General features: G+C 59.5%; 16 protein-coding genes and 1 tRNA gene. 13 read left to right on the forward strand and 4 right to left on the reverse strand.

Features of this window, described 5'->3' with window-relative positions; all coding sequences use genetic code 11:
* The 3 genes from NKH29_RS28635 to NKH29_RS28645 form a co-directional block, all read left to right on the forward strand.
* Positions 1-215: protein-L-isoaspartate O-methyltransferase family protein (locus tag NKH29_RS28635; protein WP_502911310.1), on the forward strand; the 215-nt coding region annotated here is incomplete at its 5' end.
* Positions 216-808: 593 nt separating this feature from the next.
* On the forward strand, positions 809-1513 hold the full coding sequence (locus NKH29_RS28640; protein WP_352496223.1) for a Crp/Fnr family transcriptional regulator: 705 nt from the start codon (positions 809-811) through the stop codon (positions 1511-1513).
* Positions 1514-2437: 924 nt separating this feature from the next.
* A complete protein-coding gene (locus NKH29_RS28645; protein WP_353001144.1) occupies positions 2438-3223 on the forward strand; it encodes a LuxR C-terminal-related transcriptional regulator in 786 nt (261 codons plus the stop codon).
* 631 nt (positions 3224-3854) lie between these two features.
* Here NKH29_RS28645 and NKH29_RS28650 read toward each other — a convergent pair.
* The 4 genes from NKH29_RS28650 to NKH29_RS28665 all read right to left on the reverse strand — a co-directional run bounded on the left by NKH29_RS28650 (position 3855) and on the right by NKH29_RS28665 (position 6902).
* Complete coding sequence (locus NKH29_RS28650; RefSeq protein WP_352896512.1) at positions 3855-4151, reverse strand: hypothetical protein; 297 nt, start codon at positions 4149-4151, stop codon at positions 3855-3857.
* A 413-nt stretch (positions 4152-4564) separates the two neighbouring features.
* The gene (locus NKH29_RS28655; protein ID WP_352896514.1) at positions 4565-4714 is read right to left on the reverse strand and encodes a hypothetical protein; all 150 of its coding nucleotides are present in this window, start codon (positions 4712-4714) and stop codon (positions 4565-4567) included.
* Positions 4715-5106: 392 nt separating this feature from the next.
* Positions 5107-5928, reverse strand: a complete 822-nt coding sequence (locus NKH29_RS28660) for a LuxR C-terminal-related transcriptional regulator (protein ID WP_352896516.1) — start codon at positions 5926-5928, stop codon at positions 5107-5109.
* Between the two features lie 779 nt (positions 5929-6707).
* Entirely contained in the window at positions 6708-6902 is a 195-nt protein-coding gene (locus NKH29_RS28665) for a hypothetical protein (protein ID WP_352896519.1), read from the reverse strand.
* 270 nt (positions 6903-7172) lie between these two features.
* Here NKH29_RS28665 and NKH29_RS28670 point away from each other — a divergent pair, with 270 nt between their 5' ends.
* The 10 genes from NKH29_RS28670 (at position 7173) to NKH29_RS28715 (ending at position 19452) form a co-directional block, all read left to right on the forward strand.
* Positions 7173-9053, forward strand: coding sequence for a polysaccharide biosynthesis/export family protein (locus tag NKH29_RS28670; protein ID WP_353001146.1), 1881 nt, complete (start codon positions 7173-7175; stop codon positions 9051-9053).
* 206 nt (positions 9054-9259) lie between these two features.
* Positions 9260-9904 carry a class I SAM-dependent methyltransferase gene (locus NKH29_RS28675; protein ID WP_353001147.1) on the forward strand — a complete coding sequence of 215 codons (645 nt, stop codon included), beginning with the start codon at positions 9260-9262 and terminating at the stop codon, positions 9902-9904.
* Positions 9905-10321: 417 nt separating this feature from the next.
* Entirely contained in the window at positions 10322-11611 is a 1290-nt protein-coding gene (locus NKH29_RS28680; RefSeq protein WP_353001148.1) for a GNAT family N-acetyltransferase, read from the forward strand.
* A 252-nt stretch (positions 11612-11863) separates the two neighbouring features.
* A tRNA-Asn gene (locus tag NKH29_RS28685) sits at positions 11864-11948 on the forward strand.
* A gap of 85 nt (positions 11949-12033) precedes the next feature.
* Positions 12034-12276 carry a PAS domain-containing protein gene (locus tag NKH29_RS28690; RefSeq protein ID WP_352896528.1) on the forward strand — a complete coding sequence of 81 codons (243 nt, stop codon included), beginning with the start codon at positions 12034-12036 and terminating at the stop codon, positions 12274-12276.
* A complete protein-coding gene (locus NKH29_RS28695; protein ID WP_352896530.1) occupies positions 12273-12698 on the forward strand; it encodes a hypothetical protein in 426 nt (141 codons plus the stop codon). The genes NKH29_RS28690 and NKH29_RS28695 overlap by 4 nt, the downstream gene beginning before the upstream one ends.
* A gap of 542 nt (positions 12699-13240) precedes the next feature.
* Positions 13241-13852 (forward strand): 4'-phosphopantetheinyl transferase family protein, encoded by a 612-nt coding sequence (locus NKH29_RS28700; protein WP_352896534.1) that lies wholly within the window; start codon positions 13241-13243, stop codon positions 13850-13852.
* Positions 13853-14149: 297 nt separating this feature from the next.
* Positions 14150-15172: a TubC N-terminal docking domain-related protein gene (locus tag NKH29_RS28705; RefSeq protein ID WP_352791575.1), complete on the forward strand. Its 1023-nt coding sequence runs from the start codon at positions 14150-14152 to the stop codon at positions 15170-15172.
* 47 nt (positions 15173-15219) lie between these two features.
* Complete coding sequence (locus NKH29_RS28710) at positions 15220-18195, forward strand: amino acid adenylation domain-containing protein (RefSeq protein WP_353001149.1); 2976 nt, start codon at positions 15220-15222, stop codon at positions 18193-18195.
* 78 nt (positions 18196-18273) lie between these two features.
* On the forward strand, positions 18274-19452 hold the full coding sequence (locus NKH29_RS28715; RefSeq protein ID WP_353001150.1) for an acyl-CoA dehydrogenase family protein: 1179 nt from the start codon (positions 18274-18276) through the stop codon (positions 19450-19452).
* The last annotated feature ends 58 nt before the right edge of the window (positions 19453-19510 follow it).

The raw sequence follows: 19510 nt of genomic DNA on the forward strand, positions 1-19510 counted from the left end.
CTGAGCACGCCCCATTCGACAAGGTCCTGGTCACGGTGGCGGCTGAGCGGACACCGCCGGCTTTACTGAAGCAACTCAAGCCGGGGGGACGCCTGGTTCTGCCTGTGGGACCTGAAGATGTGCAGTTGCTGACGGTCATCGACAAGGATTCGGCAGGGCAACTGAAGACTCGCAAACTCATCCCGGTTCGGTTCAGCCGGCTCGAAACGGTCTAATGAGGTGCGACAACTAGCGCGACCGCGCGTTTCCGACCGTCAATCAGATGCCAGCCTTCCGCGTTTCTTCGCCCTTGGTGAACGCGAAGAAACGGTAGAGTCGAGGTGTGGCGCAATGGCGGTAGGTTGAACATATCTGTTTGCCGCCCCTTCGTCTTGTCCTGCCTTTATTGATTCAACCTTGGCTCCGTTTCCACACCCCGCTCATCGAACCGGACCTGCAGATCTCCCGCATCCGGCTCTCGGACAAGTACTCACGCCTTCAGCCACGACACGCCACGTCCAAGTCGGGTCAGACGTACGAGCCCGAAGTGCTCGTAAAGATGCGAGTCTGGATAGGCTCCGCCCTTGCTTCGTGCAGGCTAGCTGCTGCTGAGCAATGATCTCACCACACTTCTGCAGGGCTTGGCGTAGATCGTCTCGCCGAAGCCGGAAGACTTGACCGCCTGAGGCTTGCAACCCCTTGATCTAAACGCAGTCTACCTCATTCGAACAGACGAGGACAGTAGGCCATGCTGCCTCTACCGTGGGTGGTCCTTCTGTCAAACTCGTGCGGGAGAAATTATTGTAGGTTGTGCGGAAATTGAAGCAACATGCAAACACTGTTGCAGTTCATACACTCGCATCCCGTAGGGGGGACATTCTCGAAGGACGATTGGGGTAACAACGATTTTCTCGGTGTTACCGCAAGAATTTACAAACCCCATTCGGTGATATCCCGCCAGGATGACAACAACGATGGGATATTCATCGTAAAATCGGGTTGGGCCCTCCTTTACCGCGGACTACTGGACGGAGAACGGCAGATCATCGACACTCCTCTGCGGGGGGACATTGTCGGTTTCCGTTCCGTGGACGGACCCCGTTTAGCGTCCCTGGCGTCTATAACCGAACTAGCTGTTTATGAAATTTCCAGCAAGAAACTGATAGAGGCCATCTTGTCGGAAGGCCGCCTTGGGAAGACCATCGCCTGCTCCCTAGCCCGCCTGAACGCCATCCTTGCCGAACATCTCATGAATGCCGGGCGGCGGAACGCGATGAGCCGCACCGCCCATTTCCTGCTCGAGTTGGAGGAGAGGCTCTCGATCGTTGGCCTGTCGGCCCATGGAAGATATGAGTGTCCCCTGACCCAGCACGAATTGGCCGACATCCTCGGAATGACCACCGTTCACCTCAATCGGACGTTGAGGGAACTCCGCAAGGCCGATCTCGTCGCTTTCAAGGCAGGCCATGTAGAGGTGATCAACCGCAAGAAGCTGGTCAAGACAGCCGGATTCGACAGCGAGTACCTCAGGTAAAGGTTATTCCCTCTAGCTCGGGTTCAACCGTCTCGCGAACTTTCGCGTCGCCGCCTGCGGCGCGGTGCTGGGCGCCAGCGCGTAGGCCATCAGCAAAATTTCTGCTGGAAGACGACAGTGCGCCGTCGCTTGAGCAGTTCCAGACAATGCTTAGTGCGCGGCTTACCTGGCGGGCCCGCAATCTATCTTGACGAGGGCAGCCGCAAAGGCCCGATTATCATGACCGACGGCACCATGGCCTATCGCTGAGGAGAACGTGCTGCCGAAATATGTAAGCTGCCCATAAACTGCGGCAGATACAGCCAGGTGTTCTCGGACCTAAAGCGCTTGGCCACGGATGCCACGAACTGCGCCCTGGTCATGCCAATATCCACCTTCAGGATTTCTCGTCCACAATCACGAGGAACTACCGATCCTCCCTCGAATGGCTGCTGGGCTTGGGGTTTGGCTGAGCGGTCCCATCCTGAGAATGGCATCATCGCCTACCCGGTTAGTCAACCTCGCAGAGCTATCCCACTCCTTGGCATTCCTTAAGCGGTCGGGAATCATTCCAACGGTTGGCACATGGCCAAAGAGATTGAACCTGACCGGACCCGCGCGTCACGATCGAACTCGCGGGAGCTTCAAGGCGGGGTGACGCGGTCTCAACACATGCCTCAGGCGACCGTCGACGCGAAATTTCCTAAAAATTAACTTATGTTAGAGAACGCTTATAAATAGACGATAGGCTGCACAAGCTGTTCTCGGCTAGGGGCGAAGAACTGCTGAAGACTGCTGGGTGAGCCTCACGCTTTCACAAGGGCTGGGTGTTCGATCACAAGCGCATTCAAACACAGGGCAGCGTATTCAAGCTTTCAGATTGCGAAGAATGAGGGGTGTTTTGGCAGCCGCAACGCGGCTTGTGCGAAAAGATTGGGGATTGACATGGGTTCCACAGCAGGACGGCGTAAACACACGGCCAATCGGTCAGGAGTGCTGTCCAGCGGAACGGAAAGTCTCCACGGCCAAGGAGGCAGGGGATGCCTCCTCATCCTGGACGGAAGGGCTCTAGGCCGCGAGTGTCTCGCATCGGCTCTCGCGGACCACGAACTCGGCATGGAGATCGCCGCCATGGGTTCGATCGATGAATGGCGCGTGAAGAAGGGCTCGGCACCTCCCCTTGCAGCCATACTCTTCAACCTTGGCGGCCGGAAGGTCACCGATCATGGCATCGCAGACGAGATTAGGCATATTTCGTCCGAATTCAAATCAGTCCCTGTGGTTATCCTGGCCGACACCGAAGACCTTGCACACATACTCACCGCTCTCGAATGCGGCGCACGCGGCTACATTCCGACCTCGGTCGAAATCGATGTCTGTGTCGAGGCTATCAACCTTGCGGCAGCGGGAGGCATCTTCGTCCCGGCGAGCAGTGTCCTTTGCATGCGCCACCTGATAGGTTCGGGCAGCCGCGACACGCAGCCTTTGACAGGCATGTTCACGCTCAGGCAGGCCGAGGTCGCCCAAGCGCTCCGGCGCGGAAAGGCGAACAAGATCATCGCCTACGAACTGAACCTGCGCGAAAGCACCGTGAAGGTCCACATCCGAAATATCATGAAGAAGCTGAAGGCGACCAACCGCACGGAAGTCGCCTACAAAGTCAATGATCTCTTCGCGGAAGGAACTCTTGCCGAAGCGTATCCAAGCAATGAGACGGCCAGCATCGGGTGAATCCCGGCGGGCCGTCTTAGTGAAAGTCGGGGGATCTCCGTTGCAGTGAATGGCATCCGGGAGCCGCCCGAGATCCAGCGGCCCCCCGCCCCGGTGGGTTCGTTGCCCCGAGCTTTCTGATAATATGCTGTAGGGGATTTTGGCGGGGTGCTCCGAAGCGCCCGGCATCGTCGCGATGATCTTGTTCTGCAGTCCTCTGGAAAGCTGTTCCAAGGGGGCAGTGTCAGAGGCAATGGTCCGCATGCGGCCGCAGAAGCTCTCGGCGCTCGACCCGACGGCAAGCCGGCGTAGACATACCGTCCCGTGTTCCTGCAGGACATTCAGGCGTGGAGTGCTCATCCCGCTCTCGTCGTCAGCTACACCCGCGACGAGGCGGCTGTCATGAAGATGATAGCGGCCGCCGACGGTGACTGGCGGTGATGAGCACGACCTCACTTCGGTTGCGGACCAATAAGGTGACGGCCGTCTGACAAACGGGTCTAGGTGTTGCCGAAGGGCTTCGCCGGGACCCGCACAGGGCGGCACGCAAAGCCAAGAAGATTCCCGCCGGCAGGAAACTGGCCTGGAGGACGACCGCTTGAAAAGGGAAATGCGCGACTTCCGCCAGCTCGGAAGCTGACCGCGATTCGGGTTAACTTCCTGCCGCTGAATCCGCTGATTCATCTGAAGTGTCAGGGAAAGTGTGTCTGGCCACCCATCTTATGGCTTCTTCGATCGTATCGAAATTCTTGTGCTGCCCGCTCAGCAGCCCGAAGCCTGTCTCAAGGAACCATTTGCCCTTCGTGGAGTAGGCTTCCTCGTCGATCTGAGTAAGGACCGCGACCAGTTGGTCCCATTTCCACACCAGAACCCCGGATTCTCCGCCCTCGACCGTTCCGATCCGGGCTTTCTTGAACGAAAATCCATGAGCAATTTTTGCTTCGCCCACTTTGATGAATCCCTCAACTTCAAAATGGATAGTAAGAACGGTCGGCCCGAATGGCCAGTTCTGTACTGTCTTTCCTTGTAGACGTCTTTTTGCCGGACCGCTGTAGACGAATAGTTAGCAGATCGCCCGATGAGTTCAAGGCCCACTCCATTTTTCGACGGTCCCTTTGTTAATTTTGTGCGAGAGAATGTGTGCAAACTGCTAAAGAATTTTGGCCTTCCGGAGCGTGAAAGTCCCGGCGAAATGCTCGGGTGCCCGGCATTCCATTGCGCGCAATCTCGCAAGCCCAGCGAGTGTCTCGCGGTCGAACCAGTCCTTGGAGCGTTCCGAAGTGCTTGTCGAGGAGCTCGATCATGCGTTCTAGCACGTCGGCAGTGAGCGGCACGTAGGTATTGGGTTGGCAAAGGTCGCCGTCACATTTCGGGGCGGCATTCGAGCACCAGATGATCGCGGAAGACGTTCCAGGTCAGTTGGTTGACCTCCCGCTGGCCCTGATGGGCGTCGAACCTGGCCTGGGTTAACACCACGTCGGGATGAACCGTGATCTTACATCCGTCAGCCACTGCTTTATCGATCGGCTGTGGGCGGGGAAGTAGCTGTCTTCGAAATCCGCGACGGCAATCACAAAGGCCGGGTCGTGGTGCCGTTGGCGGGTCCACCGCAGCGCCCCATTGCGATCCCGTCTCTACCTTCCTTCGCTACCATCGCGGCGGTGATTTGAACCTACGCGTTCTTGATCGCGGAACCTCTTATCGGGGCGTAGCTTTGGAAAAGTGCATCGTAGAAAGGTGTGGTTGCGGGGACCTGAGACCATCTCAAAGTTGCGGTTTTCAGCATCGGGAACTAATGTGCTGGGTAGCAGGTCGCATCGGTCGACCGGTCTCCTTCGTGCGGCAGCATAATGCAGCGTACAGGTCACCAGCCCGAAGGACGATATGTCAAGACGCGGAGGCGGTCACATCGGATGAGTGTTCTTGACAAGGTGGTACTCCTTTTGTGCTTCAAGTAGCTCTTGCGGATGGGGAGAAGGCTGAGTTGCCGTCTTTTCGGTCCCTGACGGAGCGGAAGTGAGCATACCATGGTTCATCGCCCAAACTGCAGCCTGGGTACGGTTGCCGACCCGAATCTTTCGAAGGATGGCCTTCACGTGCACCTTCACTGTCGCTTCGGCGATGTTAATCTTGCGCGCGATTGTTTTGTTAGACTCCCCTCCGATCAAGCAACGTATAATACAATCTTCCCGAGTTGACAACATTGATGGTTCTCGATCAGCGTTCTCCATTGTAACAGCCACGTTTGTAAACTCGTGTACCGCATCATGTTTCAGACCATGTCTTATGTCCTGAATAAACGTCGAAGTTTCTGCAGGTAGCACCGTCTGACCTAGCATAACCAATTCGAGAGCTTTGATGAAGGTGTCGTGAGCGGCAACTTTTGTCAAATACGCGTCAGCCCCCGCACGAAGGGCTGAAACTATATCGTTCGGTCGACAGTGATCGGCTAGCGCAACGACATGGCTGGTCGGATAAATCCCTTTAAAATCTGCAATTTGTGCGAATCCAGCATCCGCATCAGTACCGTCGACATCCATGATGAGCAAGATGGACCGGTGCTTGGGTAGCGGCTTCTGCAGAAGGTCGTGAACACAAGCCGCAGAGAAAAGAATGCGAAACTTTGCTGCATCCAGAATTAGAACAAGGCCCTCTCGGAGTAACTCTCTTGGGCTGACAAGCACTGTTATAAAAGACTTTGTGGTCATCAAGGATTTCGTTGTCATCGTAGCCTCCCCTGACGCGATTGAGGTACGCACGTCTCGCAAGGCGCTCCTCGCATAGTTTCTTTTTTGACCGTGTTACCTTACGCTAGGAAAACCCTGGACAAGAACACCCTCTTTAGGCGTAGGGTTAGCTTCGTCGAGGGCTACCCCGGATTCTCAAGCCTGAGGCCTTGGTGAGGGGTGCGAGCCCTGGCTTTCAGCCGCTCCGGGCGGCACCCAGCACCATCGTGGCGCCGGATGCGCGGGCCGCGAGAGTTGCCGGGCTTGGTCTCCCGTGGGGCATGGGTGGTGCTGCCGCCGGTCTGGCGCGGGGCGGCGCGGCGTGTCAGGCGGGAGAACCGCTGGCCCAGGCGACCCGCGCCGCGACCAGCCGCCATTTTGGGATGGACGGCGCAGGCGGAGGAGAAGGCGATCTTGACGCGGCGCGCGCTGATCCTGACCAGCGCCCGAGCTTCACCAGCTTGAGGAGCAATGTGCCACGGCTGGCAGCGGCGCAGCGGCCACAACAGCACGGAAGCACGGATGCCTTCGGGCATCGAAATGGACTGCCGAGCCGCTCCTTGCGATGCACCTGCGGTGAGCAATAGAGGAGTTGCCTGGCGCGTCCCCTGGGGCGGCCGACATCCGGGCAGCGCTGCCGGGGAAGTCCTTTGGGTGAGATCCGGCGAGAGAAATGAGTGAGGCGGGCCAGTTCTGCTATTGCTACCGCGGTAGAATTGCCAAGATTGGCGGCTTCGTCGAGGTTCGCCTCTTCAGTCATCAGGCGGGTCAGCCGTCGATCAGGTCATCGACGTAGCAGAATGATCGGAGCCGGAGATCGTGATCGGCTCGTTTTCCAGGGCCAGGACGACGAAGTTGGAGACGGCCAGCCATTCTGCGAATGCATGTTGGGGCCACAGGGGGCTCGAGACGCTGCGTCGGACCACTATTTCCGGCTCTTCGTTGCGTTCGATCGCCTTTGTCCCGTTTGCCATCAAAGGGGTTCTCCTTCAGCGCAGCAATCTGCTCATTGGACGAGTTCGCCGGAGGGGGCGTTTATCCGGAGGGAGTGCCTACAAAGGGATAGTTGTGCCGCTAGCGGTGAAGGGCCACGATAAGGCAGAGCCTTCCTCGTCGACCGAATGCTCGCGACTTCGGGATGGGCTGGCTACCATTGAAAGTGAAAGCCACGCGCCATGGCCATGGATGCAAAATACAATTCCGAGCCCGTCACTCCCTCATCACAGGCGGCCCGCCGCAGGAGAATGAAGGCCGTCCTGCTTGTCTTGGGGGTCGCCGTCCTGGGAGCGGGAGCGGTCAGAAACTGGGAGCCCATCGAAGTTGTTTCCAGAGCCGTAATTGAGAAGGTCGAGGATGCCTCCGCAGCCGTGTTGCAGAAGGTCGAGGATACCTCCGGAGCCGTAATGGAGAAGGTCGAAGATGCCTCCGCAGCCGTGGTGCAAAAGGTCACGGACGCCTCCGACGCCGCGATGCAGAAGGTCGAGGATGTCTCCGGAACCGTGGTGCCGAGGATCCAGGATGTCTCCGAAGCCGTGGTGCAGAGGGTCGAGAATGTCTCCGGAGCCGTGATGCAGAAGGTGTCTGCTGCTATCGATAGCTGGCAAGAACAGCCGGGCCACGCCACGGCCGAACCCTCCCGTGCGATCGTGTCGGGACCGGATGCGTCGGCCGCGACGTTCGTCGAACGGAGCGCCGTCCCTGAGGTCCCCGCTAGCGCCGAGCCCCCCCAAGCCCTCAGCACGGGACCGGATGCATCGGCCGCGGCGTTGATCGAGCGGAGCGTCGTCCCTGCCGTTCCCACCAGTGCCGAGCGCCCCAAAACCCTCAGCAAGGCACCAGGCATGCCAACCGGAGCCCTGTTTGGCGTCGGTGACCGCCTCAAGGTCGCCTTCTACGAACGCGTCGACGTCGAGGAAGACAAGTGGGGGGGCGCGTCCTCGGCCTTGCACGGCATCCTGCAGCGTCCGGAACTGAGCGGCGAATATATTGTCCAAGAGGACGGCACGATTTCCGTGCCCTTGCTTGGCTCCATTCCGGTCGCCAACCGGTCGACGCAGCAGGTACAGGCCGACTTAGCGGAAACCTTCAATCAACTGGTGGGCCGCGAGGGACTGGTCAACATCCTGCCGCTGGAGCGCCCGCCCATTTACGTACTGGGACCGGTCAAGAATCCAGGCTCGTTCAAATACGCGGCCGGCATGACGGTCCTGCACGCGATCGCGCTGGCCGGCGGACTCGACCGCGCCGAGAGCGAGCCGTGGCAGAAGATCGAAGCCGTGCGTGAAACCCAGAAGCGGAGCGGGGCGATCGATGCCATGTTGAAGTTGCTCGCGCGCACGGCGGTGCTGAAGGCCGAGCGCGACGGTACGGCACCCACCATCCCACGCCAGTTGCTGGAACTGGCCGGCGCGACCGAAGCTGCCAACCTTGTCAACGAGCAGAGCGAGCGGCGCAAGGCCGTCGCCACGGCCCGCAAGGATCGCGAGCGCGCGAACCTGCGTGCGCTGGAGGCGGCTAAGCAGGATGTTGTCGCTTATGGGCGCATGAAGTCGCTCGACGAACTCGTCAAGCTGCGCCAGGAGCGCGTCAACAGCATGCGCACGCTCGTGGACCGCAAAGTTCTCAGCATGACGGTGATGGATCAGATCCAGAGTGAGTTGTCCGACGCGGAACAGCGTCGGCAGGACGCCCTTAACCAATACGCAAGCGCCAAGCAGCGCCTCGCTTCGCTGGAGTCTGAGGTGTTGCGGACCCGGGCGGACCTCAGGAACGATCTCGAGATCGAGATCGAGACCATCGAGAGCCAGATCGCGGCCAATATGCGCGAGTTGAACGCCAGCGAAGGCGTCCTGTACACGTTGCCGGTGACCCGCGTCCAGTTTGCTAAGGACGCGAACAGCGCAACTTATCAAATCGTGCGGCAATCGGCAGCCGGGCCGGTCAGCATTGACTCTGTCGGGATGACCCTGTTGCAGCCAGGCGACCTCGTCAACATCATCGTGGGCGAAAACGAGCCAAGAGAGCCGGCCGGTTCGCCCGTCCCGACCTCGTCGCCGACCAGCGAGAGCTTGCCGGCCGCGTCCAACCCCAACGATGTCGAGCCTTCCCGCGTGGTGAGGCAGTAGAGGATCGGTCCGAAATTGATGCCCGGCAAGGAGATTGGTCTGCATGGCTGGTCTGCGTAGTGACCTCGTCGGGACGAAGTGGGAAGCGAAACGACCACTCGCCGTCGCCGACAGCTTGAACCGCTTCATGAACGAGCATGTCCGCCTCCGCTCAGGAGTTCGGATCACTGACAAAGGTGCAGTGAGATGACATCGAACGGATACAGGTGCCTATCAAGCGGGATTGGTCAAAGATTTCGGAATTTTGTCACGACGCGCGCACGCCCGAGCGGATATTTGCGCACTATCAAATCGAGAAAGCTCTGGCTGCTCAGCTGCTGAATTCAGATCAAGACGCTCGGCTCAGCCTCTATGCTGAAGTGTACGGCAAACTTTTTACTTCCCTTGAAGATCATCCCCAAAATAGAAATGAATACAGAGATGATCGTCTAGTCAATCTTCAGACCACCCTTCTAAGAACGCTTATCCAGAAAGGCGCGCGTTTCGGCGAATTGGGGGCCGGTGATTGTAAGCTTAGCCTCAGCATGTGCAGTCATTGCTCGTCAGTAAATTCAATCGACGTAACTGACGCGTTACTGCCACCTGGGGAGAAGCCCGTCAATTTTCAATTCGTCAGGATCGACGGTATTCATCTACCTTTCGCCGATAATAGTCTCGATTTTATGTTCAGCGATCAGTTGATGGAGCACCTACACCCCGACGACGCAGTAAGGCAGCTTTCCGAGGTCTATCGTGTTCTTTCACCCGGCGGTGCTTACTATTGCATCACTCCAAACGCCGTTACGGGTCCTCACGACATTTCGGTATACTTTGACAACGTTGCATGTGGATTCCACCCTGAAGGAATATAGCTATCGTGAGCTGTCACGCGCGTTTACGGGAATTGGCCTTCGAAAGCAGGCTGTGCTGTTCGGCAATGGGGCCGTCAATGTGCTCGTTCCTGCCAAAATTGGGATCGTGCTCGAAATGATCATGCAAGGAGTTTGGCGGCGGCGATCGAGGCCCCCTACGAATTCGGTTCTTCGGCATCTGATGGGGATTCGCCTGCTCGGCTATAAATGAGCGCGCGAGCCGCCGCGGTTCCAGACAATGCCTCGGAAACGCCTTCGCTGGTCCCGGCCGCTTTAAAAGGCCCCGTGTGAAGCGGTCGCTCGTCCTCCTCCAGCCGGCATAGACTAGGCTCTCCGTGAGTAGTCAAGAATAGGGTCTTCACTTTTAGCGCCTCCCGACATGAAGTCTTCTCCAAACAGGAAAACCCCGGGTGCTCCATGGACGAACAGCAGCGTGCAGCGAGGATACTCCTGGCATTCCCGCCGCAATGCGCAAAGTATCAGGAAGATGGTTGTATATCAGGACCTCTTGGTGTCTCAGCCATCGGTGCGGAACCCTATCGCGTGGCTTCAGTAGAACAAGCCATGCGCCAGGATACGGTCATCGACGTTACCGTGGAGGCTTTGCCGGACATCGCGACACTCGAGACCGCTTGGAATGAGCTCGAAGCGCGAGCAACGCACTCATTCTATCTGTCCTGGCTCTGGATCGGAACTTGGCTGCGGCATCTGCCGGGGGGCGCGCAACCACATGTTCTAGTCGCTCGGACGTCAAGCAGGATCGTTGGCTTGGCGATTATTTGCCGGCGGAGGGCGTGGAGTTTCGGGCGGCATGCGCGGGCGCGTTGGCTGCTCAATGAAACCGGAGATGTTCGATTCGATCGATTGTTCATCGAGTATAACGATATTCTTGCGGAGCGATCCCTGGCCGATGCCACTCGAGCGGCATGCGTCGAGGCCTTGGCGCATCACTTGCGCCGCTCTGACCAACTGGTGTTCTCCGGAATCGATCCCGACTTCGAATTGGCCGCTTGTCGCACCGCGGGCCGGGCCGGGCTCCTTACCGAGGTGAAAGCAGAAGATACGGCACGGTGGATCGATTTCGCCAAAGTCCGCCAGAAAGGCGCAAATTACCGCGCCACATTAGGCCGCAATACTCGCCAAGCGGTAAGCCGTGCCATGCGGCTATATGCGGAACGCGGGCCCGTTGCGTTCCGGACTGTCGAAGTGACATCGGAGGCGCTCGCCGCGTTTGATTTGCTGGCCGAGCTTCATCAGGCGCGATGGGGACGCAGGGGAGCCTTTGCCAACCCGAGCTTCCGTCGATTTCACGAGGAACTCATTGCGCGCGGCGTTCCCACGGGGACCGTCCGCATCTCACAGACGTTGGCCGGGGACCAGACAGTCGGGGTCCTCTACAATTTCGTGTGTGACGGCCGTGTTCTCAACTATCAAAGCGGCTTTCTTTATGAGCGCGATGGCCGGCTCAAGCCAGGGCTTATCAGCCATGTGCTGGCTATTGAGGACAGCATCGGACGCGGCGAGTGCGGCTACGATTTTCTGGCAGGCTTCGCCGGGCACAAGTCCCACCTGGCCAATGCGGAGCATACCATGAAGTGGATCGCAATAGGCAGAGACAGTCCAGAGCGCCGCATCGAGGCACAGCTGCGCGGTGCCAAGCGGGTGCTAGGGACCATTGCTGCTCACATGAAACAGGCCGCGGCTTGAAGCGTCGACCGAAAAAAGGGAGCCCCCACTTTATATCAAGTATTGGGGCAGGCTCTTCCACAATCGATCGGCGGGTTCGGCCCTTCGGAAGGCGAGGACCAAGGGGAGGTTGGATTTGTTTACGTTATGCGATGTGACCGTTGTCGGTGCTGGCCACTTTGGACTATCGGCAGCGCCGGATAAGCACAGCGCGTATTCCGTTCAATTCGGGATCAGAGCACCAGTTCGCGCGGCGGGCTCTCTAATCTATGTTTCAGCGTGGCGGAATTGGTAGACGCACCGCACGGTTAATGCGACGCCGAAAGGCTTGTAGGTTCGACTCCTACCGCTGGAGCCATAGATTACAAGTAGCCGCGTAGCCATCATTTTAAGCCGTTGAATAAGGGGCTTTCGGCCCTCTTTCTGCCCGTGCAGGAGTACCCTTGGTCCACCTGATCCGCCGCCGGCAGGGCGAGGTTCACCGCAGCGGCCGCGGCGCTCGTGATGCAGCAGCTGGAGCTGCGCCGCAGCGAGATCGCCTGCGGTCGATGATGGGCTCTGCCGGCGCCACGGAGCTTGCGATCCTCACCATCGACGTCCACGGCGTCATCCGGTTCGCCAACCATGCGGCCGGCACGCTGTTTGGGTGGGATCTTGCGGAGATGATCGGGTACCCATCGACATGATCGTCCCCGAGCGGCTGCACAACGCCCACAATGCGGGACTGGCGCGTGTCGCCCGGGGCGGCGAATCCAAGGTCGTCGGAAAGACGGTCGAGGTCGCCGCCCGCCTCGCCCAACTCTATCTGCGTGCCTCCACCGCCGAGCAGGACGCCAGCCGGATCCGCTGTGGAAACCAAGCCGAATCGGCGATGTTCGAACGGACTGGCGATGCGGACCTATTGAGAACCGATCAATTACTCAGAAGAGGTAATCCGAATTGGATCTTTACTGACAGCGCTATCGCGTCGTCCCCAGTAACCAAGTCTTCCACAAGGCATAAAGCCGCGCGGAGAGGCCGGGAGACTTCCGTCGTCCAGCAGCAAAAGCCTATCGCCCAGGCGCTCACTCGGCCGCACAAGCGAAGCGCGGAGATTGCTTTGATCTGATGTAATTCCGCATCCAGGTAACTGCTTTTTGGCAAAACCCGGCGCAGCAGCCTTGCTCGTCAGAGCAGGGGATCATTGGAGCGCCAGTTCATTGTCAATCCGGCAAGATAAAGTTGGCAATTTCGCCTCCGGCAGACCCCTTGCGAGCAGCAGCATGTCTGGGTCTTTTGATGTAGCCCATCCATACCTCGAAATAGCCACCAGGCGCTCCTTGCTTTCGCCCTTACGTGGTTGTTTCATCAGGGAAATCCGCAAGAATGGCGCTGCCGTTCATTAGAAAGAATTGCACTTGTGCGCATGAGCGCTCCCAGCGATCGGAATCCACGTATGACTTCTGGCTGCTGCCCTGAGTTCGACTTTATCCAATTTTCTGGCGCGGGCGGGGACGAGGGCCATGGCGCATTGGGCGAGCTGGAATTTTCATGCTGTCTCGGGACATCGATCAATTCGACCCGTCAGATTCGGCGTCAGTCAGCCTCTTGCGGGACCGGCACCGCCCCCCTCCAAACTTGGATAAAGTCGAGCTGAGACCCGGGATCATAATGCCGGTCCTCGAGAATGATGGTTTGGAGATCCTGGCATTCATGCTCGATGCGGAGCAGGACGTCATCCGCGAGATAGGCGTTTGCCTCAACGAAGAGGAACGTCGGCGCGCCGAGGGATTGAGACTGGAGCGGGACCGCCGCCGCTATATCGTTACCCGCGGGCAGCTGCGCCGGGTCCTCGCCTCCAAACTGGGAATCTCGCCGTCCGACGTCGAACTAAAATATGGACGCCTAGGCAAACCCCACCTCTCGCACCGCATGCCTGCTCGCGATTTGCGCTTCAGCGTCTCGCGATCCGGAGATGTCGCGGTCGTCGCCCTCTCGACCAGGCAGGAGGTCGGCGTGGACATCGAGGCAGTTCTCCCTGTGCCCGAAGCGGACGAGATCGCAGCGCATTGCTTTTCTGCCTCCGAGTATGGGTCCTACACCGCCCTTGGTCCGGAAGACCGGCTGGAAGGCTTCCTCCGGCGCTGGACCCGGCTGGAGGCTATCTCTAAGGCCCTGGGGTGCGGCTTAGGACAGCCCCTTTCTTGGGATGAAAGGGAATGGGCTGTCCATAGGTTCGTACCGAAACCTGGGTACATCGGGACGGTGGTAGTCCGGAATTGAGTGGTAGTCCGGAATTGAAGTGCCCGCGATGCCACTATTCACTTATGATGCACTGCGGATAACGAGGAGCTCAACCAATTCCATTGGACTGCACGCAAGTTCATTCGAACCGGACTTGTTCCCCACACTTCGCCGTGGGTCGCGGTTGAGAACACGGGACAGCGCTTCACTGACATGTCCCGGGCGTATGGAGAAACAGCGGCAGTTTCATCGATGAAACCGTCGTGCTGGAGGGACTGGGACGCGGGAACCACTTCGGCTTCCGTCGTGAATCATGAAAAAGTGATCGGAAGGCCTATGTCGGCGGACGTGATGCAGTTCCCGGAGCTTCTCGCAGACCTCGCGGTCAAGGACATCAAGATCTGGGTGGAGGGCGACCGGCTGCGGTGCAACGCCCCAGCTGGCGCACTGACGGCGGAGTTTCGCGACCAGTTGCGGGACCGGAAGGGCGAGATCATTGCGTTTCTGAATATGGCCACGGCGGCGGCCCGGCAACAGCCTGCAATCATTCCCCTGCAGTCAGGCGGAACACGCACGCCCATTTACGCCGTACCCGGGCATATCGGGGCGCCCTTCTCATTCTCGGACCTGTCGAAGCACTTGGGCGGCGATCAACCGTTTTACGCACTCCAACCGTCTGGCTTCGATGGGCAGAGCGAGCCGATGGACCGCGTCGAAGATATCGCGGAGTACTTCGCCCGCCAGATCGTCGAATATCAGCCCACCGGTCCGTATATCATCGCCGGTTACTGCTCCGGCGCTGCAACCGCTTTCGAACTGGCGAAAATGATGGGTCAACGCGGAGCGGAGGTCCCGTGCATGGCGCTCTTTGGCCCTCTTCACCCCACCACCTATAAGGAATTGCCGCGTCTGCTGTATTTCTATACCAGGCGTAGCGCCGATTCGTGCCTGCGAGAGATGGCGAAGCTGCCGACATTCGGCGCGCGTCTCCGATATTTCGGCAGTCGCCTCCGGAATCTCGGCGAGCGCGTCCGCGCCGCCCTCGTGCCCCTCGTTCGCAAAAGCAAAGGGCCTGTCACGACAGATCCGGTGCTGGCGAGCAGAGCTCGACTCAAATCGACGGCGATCACGGCTTTGCGGCGGTACATTCCCACTCCGTATTCGGGTCGAGTATGCATATTTCTTCCGAACAAGGCTTGGCTGCGATCGGGCGCAGCACCGCACCGATGGCTTCGAGTGGTGCCGCATGCCGAATTTTATTTCGGGCCCGAGGACTGCAACGGTCCCCTTATGCTGGAAGAACCGGACGCGCCTGCCATTGCAGAGCTTTTTCGCCGGGCAACCCAAAAAGCTGAATGATTGACGTGATTTGATTTTTTTGATTTCCGCAATGGGGACCGTATCTCATGAATGAAGTCCTTCCTATCGCGGCGGAGGGCGTAACGCTTCCCCTGCTGAAAGATGCCGATCATCAGGCGCTGGTTGTCGAGTACAACGCCACGGCAGCGCCCTACCCGTCGGACAGGACAATCATCGATCTCTTCCGCGACCAGGCGACGCGTAGTCCTGACGCTGAAGCGATCCGCTTCGGCGATGCAACGCTGACGTACCAGCAGCTCAACGAACGCTCCAACCAGATGGCCACGCATCTGACATCGACCGGCGTGGGGCCGGGTCGGATTGCCGTTGTGTTCATGGAGCACTCCATTGAAGTCGTCGTCGCAATCTTAGGCGTCCTGAAGTCAGGCGCAGCCTATGTGCCGGTGGATGCGGCAACGCCGAAGGGGCGTCTGGCAACAATCCTGAAGGACATTGCCAACGGGACCGACGGGCGGGCGCCGGTGGCGATCACTCAGGCGCGCCTGCAATCCGTCATTTCCCCGAACCTTGCCGACATTTTCGTGCTCGACGCCGATTTCGGGTCGATTTTGAATCAGCCGGACTCGGCCCGACCGTCCGCTGCCACTCCGGACGGCGCCGCCTATATCATCTTCACCTCCGGCTCGACCGGCACGCCCAAGGGCGTCGTGATCGAGCACCGGAATCTGGTGAACTACATTGGGTGGGCCGCTCGGGTATACAGTTGCGGCGAACGTCTCGCATGGCCCCTTTTCTCATCCCTCGCCTTCGATCTGACCGTCACGACGCTCTTCACACCACTCATCACCGGCGGCCGCATCGTGGTCTATCTTGGTGATCCCGGAGTCCAGAGCATGGTCGTGCTCAAGGTCATCGACGACAATGCCGTCGATATCATGAAGCTGACGCCGGCGCATCTCGCGATGATCCGCGACCGCAATCTTGAGACCACAAGGCTGCGCAAGTTCATCGTGGGTGGCGAGGACTTCAAGACCGAGTTGGCTCGCGATATCACGAAAGCCGTCCCCCATCCTATCGAGATCTACAACGAGTACGGACCAACCGAAGCCACTGTGGGCTGCATGATTCACCGTTTCGACATCGACCGGGATCAATCCGCATCGGTGCCGATCGGCGTTCCGGCGGCCAATGCGGGCATCTACGTGCTCAACAAGGCACATCAGCCCACTGCCCGCAGCATCATCGGTGAGATGTTCATTGCCGGCGACGGTCTCGCGAGAGGCTATTTCAATCGCCCTGACCTGACCGACGAGCGTTTCCTCACGGCCGTCGATCCGAGAGATGGGTTTTCGAAGCTGCGGCTGTACAGGACGGGCGATCTCGCCCGCTGGAACTCGGAAGGGCGCCTGGACTTTCTCGGCCGCGCCGATCATCAGGTGAAGATTGGTGGCGCGCGTGTCGAGCTGGGCGAGATCGAAGCGCGGCTTCTAAAGCACCCGCACGTTCAGGAATGCGCTGTCGCTGCTATCGCCACCTTGGTGGCGAAACCAGCGACACAAGTGCGTTATTGCGAACGGTGCGGTGTTGAGTCCGGCCTGCCCGGCACGACATTCGATGCGGCAGGCGTCTGCAATCTATGCCGGGCCTTCGACACCTATGTCGACAAGGCGCAGACTTATTTCAAAACGTCGGACGACCTCCAGGTTCTCATCGCGAAGATGCAGGCTAACCGGAAGGGACCTTACGACTGCATCGTGCTGTTGAGCGGCGGCAAAGACAGCAGTTTTATGCTGTGCAAGCTCGTCGCCATGGGGGTGAAGCCGCTTACCTTCACCCTCGACAACGGTTTCATTTCGGAAGGAGCCAAGGCCAATATCAGGCGCCTCGTGAACTCTCTCGGCGTGGATCACCACTGGGGAAGCACCCCGCATATGAACGAGATCTTCGTCGACAGCCTGAAACGGTTCGCGAACGTCTGCAACGGCTGCTTCAAGACGATCTACACCCTGGCCACGAACGTCGCCCGCGAACGAGGGATCGGGTACGTCGTGACTGGGTTGTCCCGCGGCCAGTTCTTTGAGACGCGCCTGACCGAGGAGGTCTTCAAGCGGGACGACTACGATCCGGCTCGTCTGGACGCGCTCATCGCCGAGGCGCGCAAGGAGTATCACCGCCGCGACGATGCTGTGTCGCGCTATCTCGACGTGGATGCCTTCCGCAACGACTCAGTATTCGAGGAAGTGAAGTTCATCGACTTCTACCGCTACTGGAGCGTGCCTCTTGAGGACATGCTCGATTTCCTGAAGACGCAGGCGGGATGGGATCGGCCCGCGGATACAGGACGCTCCACGAACTGCCTCATCAACGATGTCGGCATCTACGTTCATAAGAAGCAGCGGGGACATCACAACTACGCGCTCCCTTACAGCTGGGATGTGCGTCTCGGCCAGAAGACGCGCGATGAAGCCATTGACGAACTCAACGACGAGCTGGACCTATCCCGCATCAAGGAGATCATGGCCCAAATCGGCTATGTCGAACCGCCAGCGGCCGAAGACGGCATCGCACGACTTGTGGCCTACTATGTCTCGTCGAAACCCCTGACCGTGGCGGACCTGCGCACCCACCTCGCCGAAGAACTCTTGGAGTCCATGATTCCGACTCAGTATGTTCGCCTCGAACGGATGCCGCTCACGTCCAACGGAAAGATCGACCGCTCTGCGCTTCCCGAGCCGACGGCGGAAAACATCCAGCCTGCACAAGACTTCGTCGCCCCCTCGACGGCGACCGAGAAGACGCTGGCCGCGCTGTGGTGCGATCTCCTCAAGGTCGAGTCGATCGGCCGTGACGACAACTTCTTCGGCCTGGGTGGGCATTCGCTGCTGGTGATGCGGGCGGTGTCGCGCATGCGGCAGAGCTTCGGCGTCGACGTGCAGCTTCGCAACCTCTTCGAGCGCCCGACAGTGGCCGGACTGGCGGAAGTGATCGACGGAATGCTCTGGGTGGCCGACGCCAGAGCCCCTTCAGTCTCGGAAGGACCGAGAGAGGAAATCGAACTCTAGCTTGCCGCAAGGCCTCCGAATGGCCTTGGGGTACCAATCCGGACGGAAGCTTTTGCGTTGGACTGCAGAGCAGAGCGGATGAAGATGATGGACAAAGCTTGGGTACCGGCGCGAGGACCGGGGCTGCCTTGGGCGGCGGGGGAATATGAGCTCTTACGCGATCAGGTGCGCCGGTTCGTGGAGGAGGAGATCAAGCCCCGTGCGGATCGCTGGGAGGAGGACGGGTTCATTCCCCGTCCGATCCTGCACCGCATGGGTGAACTCGGCTTCTTCGGCATCCGCTACCCGGCCGAGTATGGTGGTGCCGAAATGGACGCGGTCGCATCCACGATCTTCGCCGAGGAGCTCGGGCGCTCGACCTATGGCGGCGTCGCCGCCGTGACGCTGGTCCATACCGACATGGCTTCCGCGCATGTCTTTCACGACGGGACCAAAGCCCAGCGGGCCCGCTGGATGCCGGGGATTATCAGCGGCGAGGTGATCACCGCGGTCGCCATCACGGAGCCGGATGCAGGCTCGGACGTGAAGGCCATCCGCACGCGCGCCCGCCGAGAGGGCGAGTCTTACGTCCTCGACGGCACGAAGCTCTACATCACGAACGGCGTCCACGCGGATCTCTACTGCGTCGGCGCCAAGACCGATCCCTCGGCAGGAAGCCACGGGATCACGATGTTCCTCGTCGAGAAGGGCACGCCAGGCTTCAGCGTCGCCCGCGAGCTGGACAAGCACGGCTGGCGCTGCTCCGATACGGCGGAGCTCGTCTTCGACGGTTGCCGTATCCCCGCCGAGAACGTGCTCGGCGCGGAGGGACAGGGCTTCTACTCCATCATGCGCAACTTCCAGAACGAGCGCCTTGTCCTCGCGGGCATGGCGATAGGGGCGGCCGAGGCGGCGATCGATATGACCCTCGCCTGGGTGAAAGCTCGCCGCGCATTCGGGGGCGTCTTATGGGACATGCAGGCGATCCGTGAACGTCTCGCGATGCTCTCTGCGAAGGTGGAGGCAGGCCGCCAGTTTCTCTATGCCACCGCTTGGCGCATGGCGGCGGACGAAGATTGCCTGCGCGAGGTCTCGATGGTGAAGGCCATCTGCGGCGAACTCGTCAACGAGGTTGCGTATACGTGCGTGCAGTTCCACGGCGCTATGGGCCTCATGCGCGAGAGCCCGATCGAGCGCATAGCGCGTGACGCCCGCGTCCTATCCATCGGCGGCGGCGCGACGGAGGTGATGCTGGAGGTGGTCGCGTCGATGTCGTGAGCCTGATGCGCAGCATCCCACCGCGCCAACCGTCCGGCTCTCCAGTTCGTTTCAACTC

Source organism: Mesorhizobium sp. M1295, from assembly GCF_040318135.1.
GTDB lineage: Bacteria > Pseudomonadota > Alphaproteobacteria > Rhizobiales > Rhizobiaceae > Mesorhizobium.

Coding starts and splice junctions, on each gene's coding strand:
- NKH29_RS28640 (WP_352496223.1), top strand. CDS start 809: ATGCAAACACTGTTGCAGTTCATACACTCGCATCCCGTAGGGGGGACA.
- NKH29_RS28645 (WP_353001144.1), top strand. CDS start 2,438: ATGGGTTCCACAGCAGGACGGCGTAAACACACGGCCAATCGGTCAGGA.
- NKH29_RS28660 (WP_352896516.1), bottom strand. CDS start 5,928: ATGACAACGAAATCCTTGATGACCACAAAGTCTTTTATAACAGTGCTT.
- NKH29_RS28665 (WP_352896519.1), bottom strand. CDS start 6,902: ATGGCAAACGGGACAAAGGCGATCGAACGCAACGAAGAGCCGGAAATA.
- NKH29_RS28670 (WP_353001146.1), top strand. CDS start 7,173: ATGAAGGCCGTCCTGCTTGTCTTGGGGGTCGCCGTCCTGGGAGCGGGA.
- NKH29_RS28680 (WP_353001148.1), top strand. CDS start 10,322: ATGGACGAACAGCAGCGTGCAGCGAGGATACTCCTGGCATTCCCGCCG.
- NKH29_RS28695 (WP_352896530.1), top strand. CDS start 12,273: ATGATCGTCCCCGAGCGGCTGCACAACGCCCACAATGCGGGACTGGCG.
- NKH29_RS28700 (WP_352896534.1), top strand. CDS start 13,241: ATGCCGGTCCTCGAGAATGATGGTTTGGAGATCCTGGCATTCATGCTC.
- NKH29_RS28705 (WP_352791575.1), top strand. CDS start 14,150: ATGTCGGCGGACGTGATGCAGTTCCCGGAGCTTCTCGCAGACCTCGCG.
- NKH29_RS28710 (WP_353001149.1), top strand. CDS start 15,220: ATGAATGAAGTCCTTCCTATCGCGGCGGAGGGCGTAACGCTTCCCCTG.
- NKH29_RS28715 (WP_353001150.1), top strand. CDS start 18,274: ATGAAGATGATGGACAAAGCTTGGGTACCGGCGCGAGGACCGGGGCTG.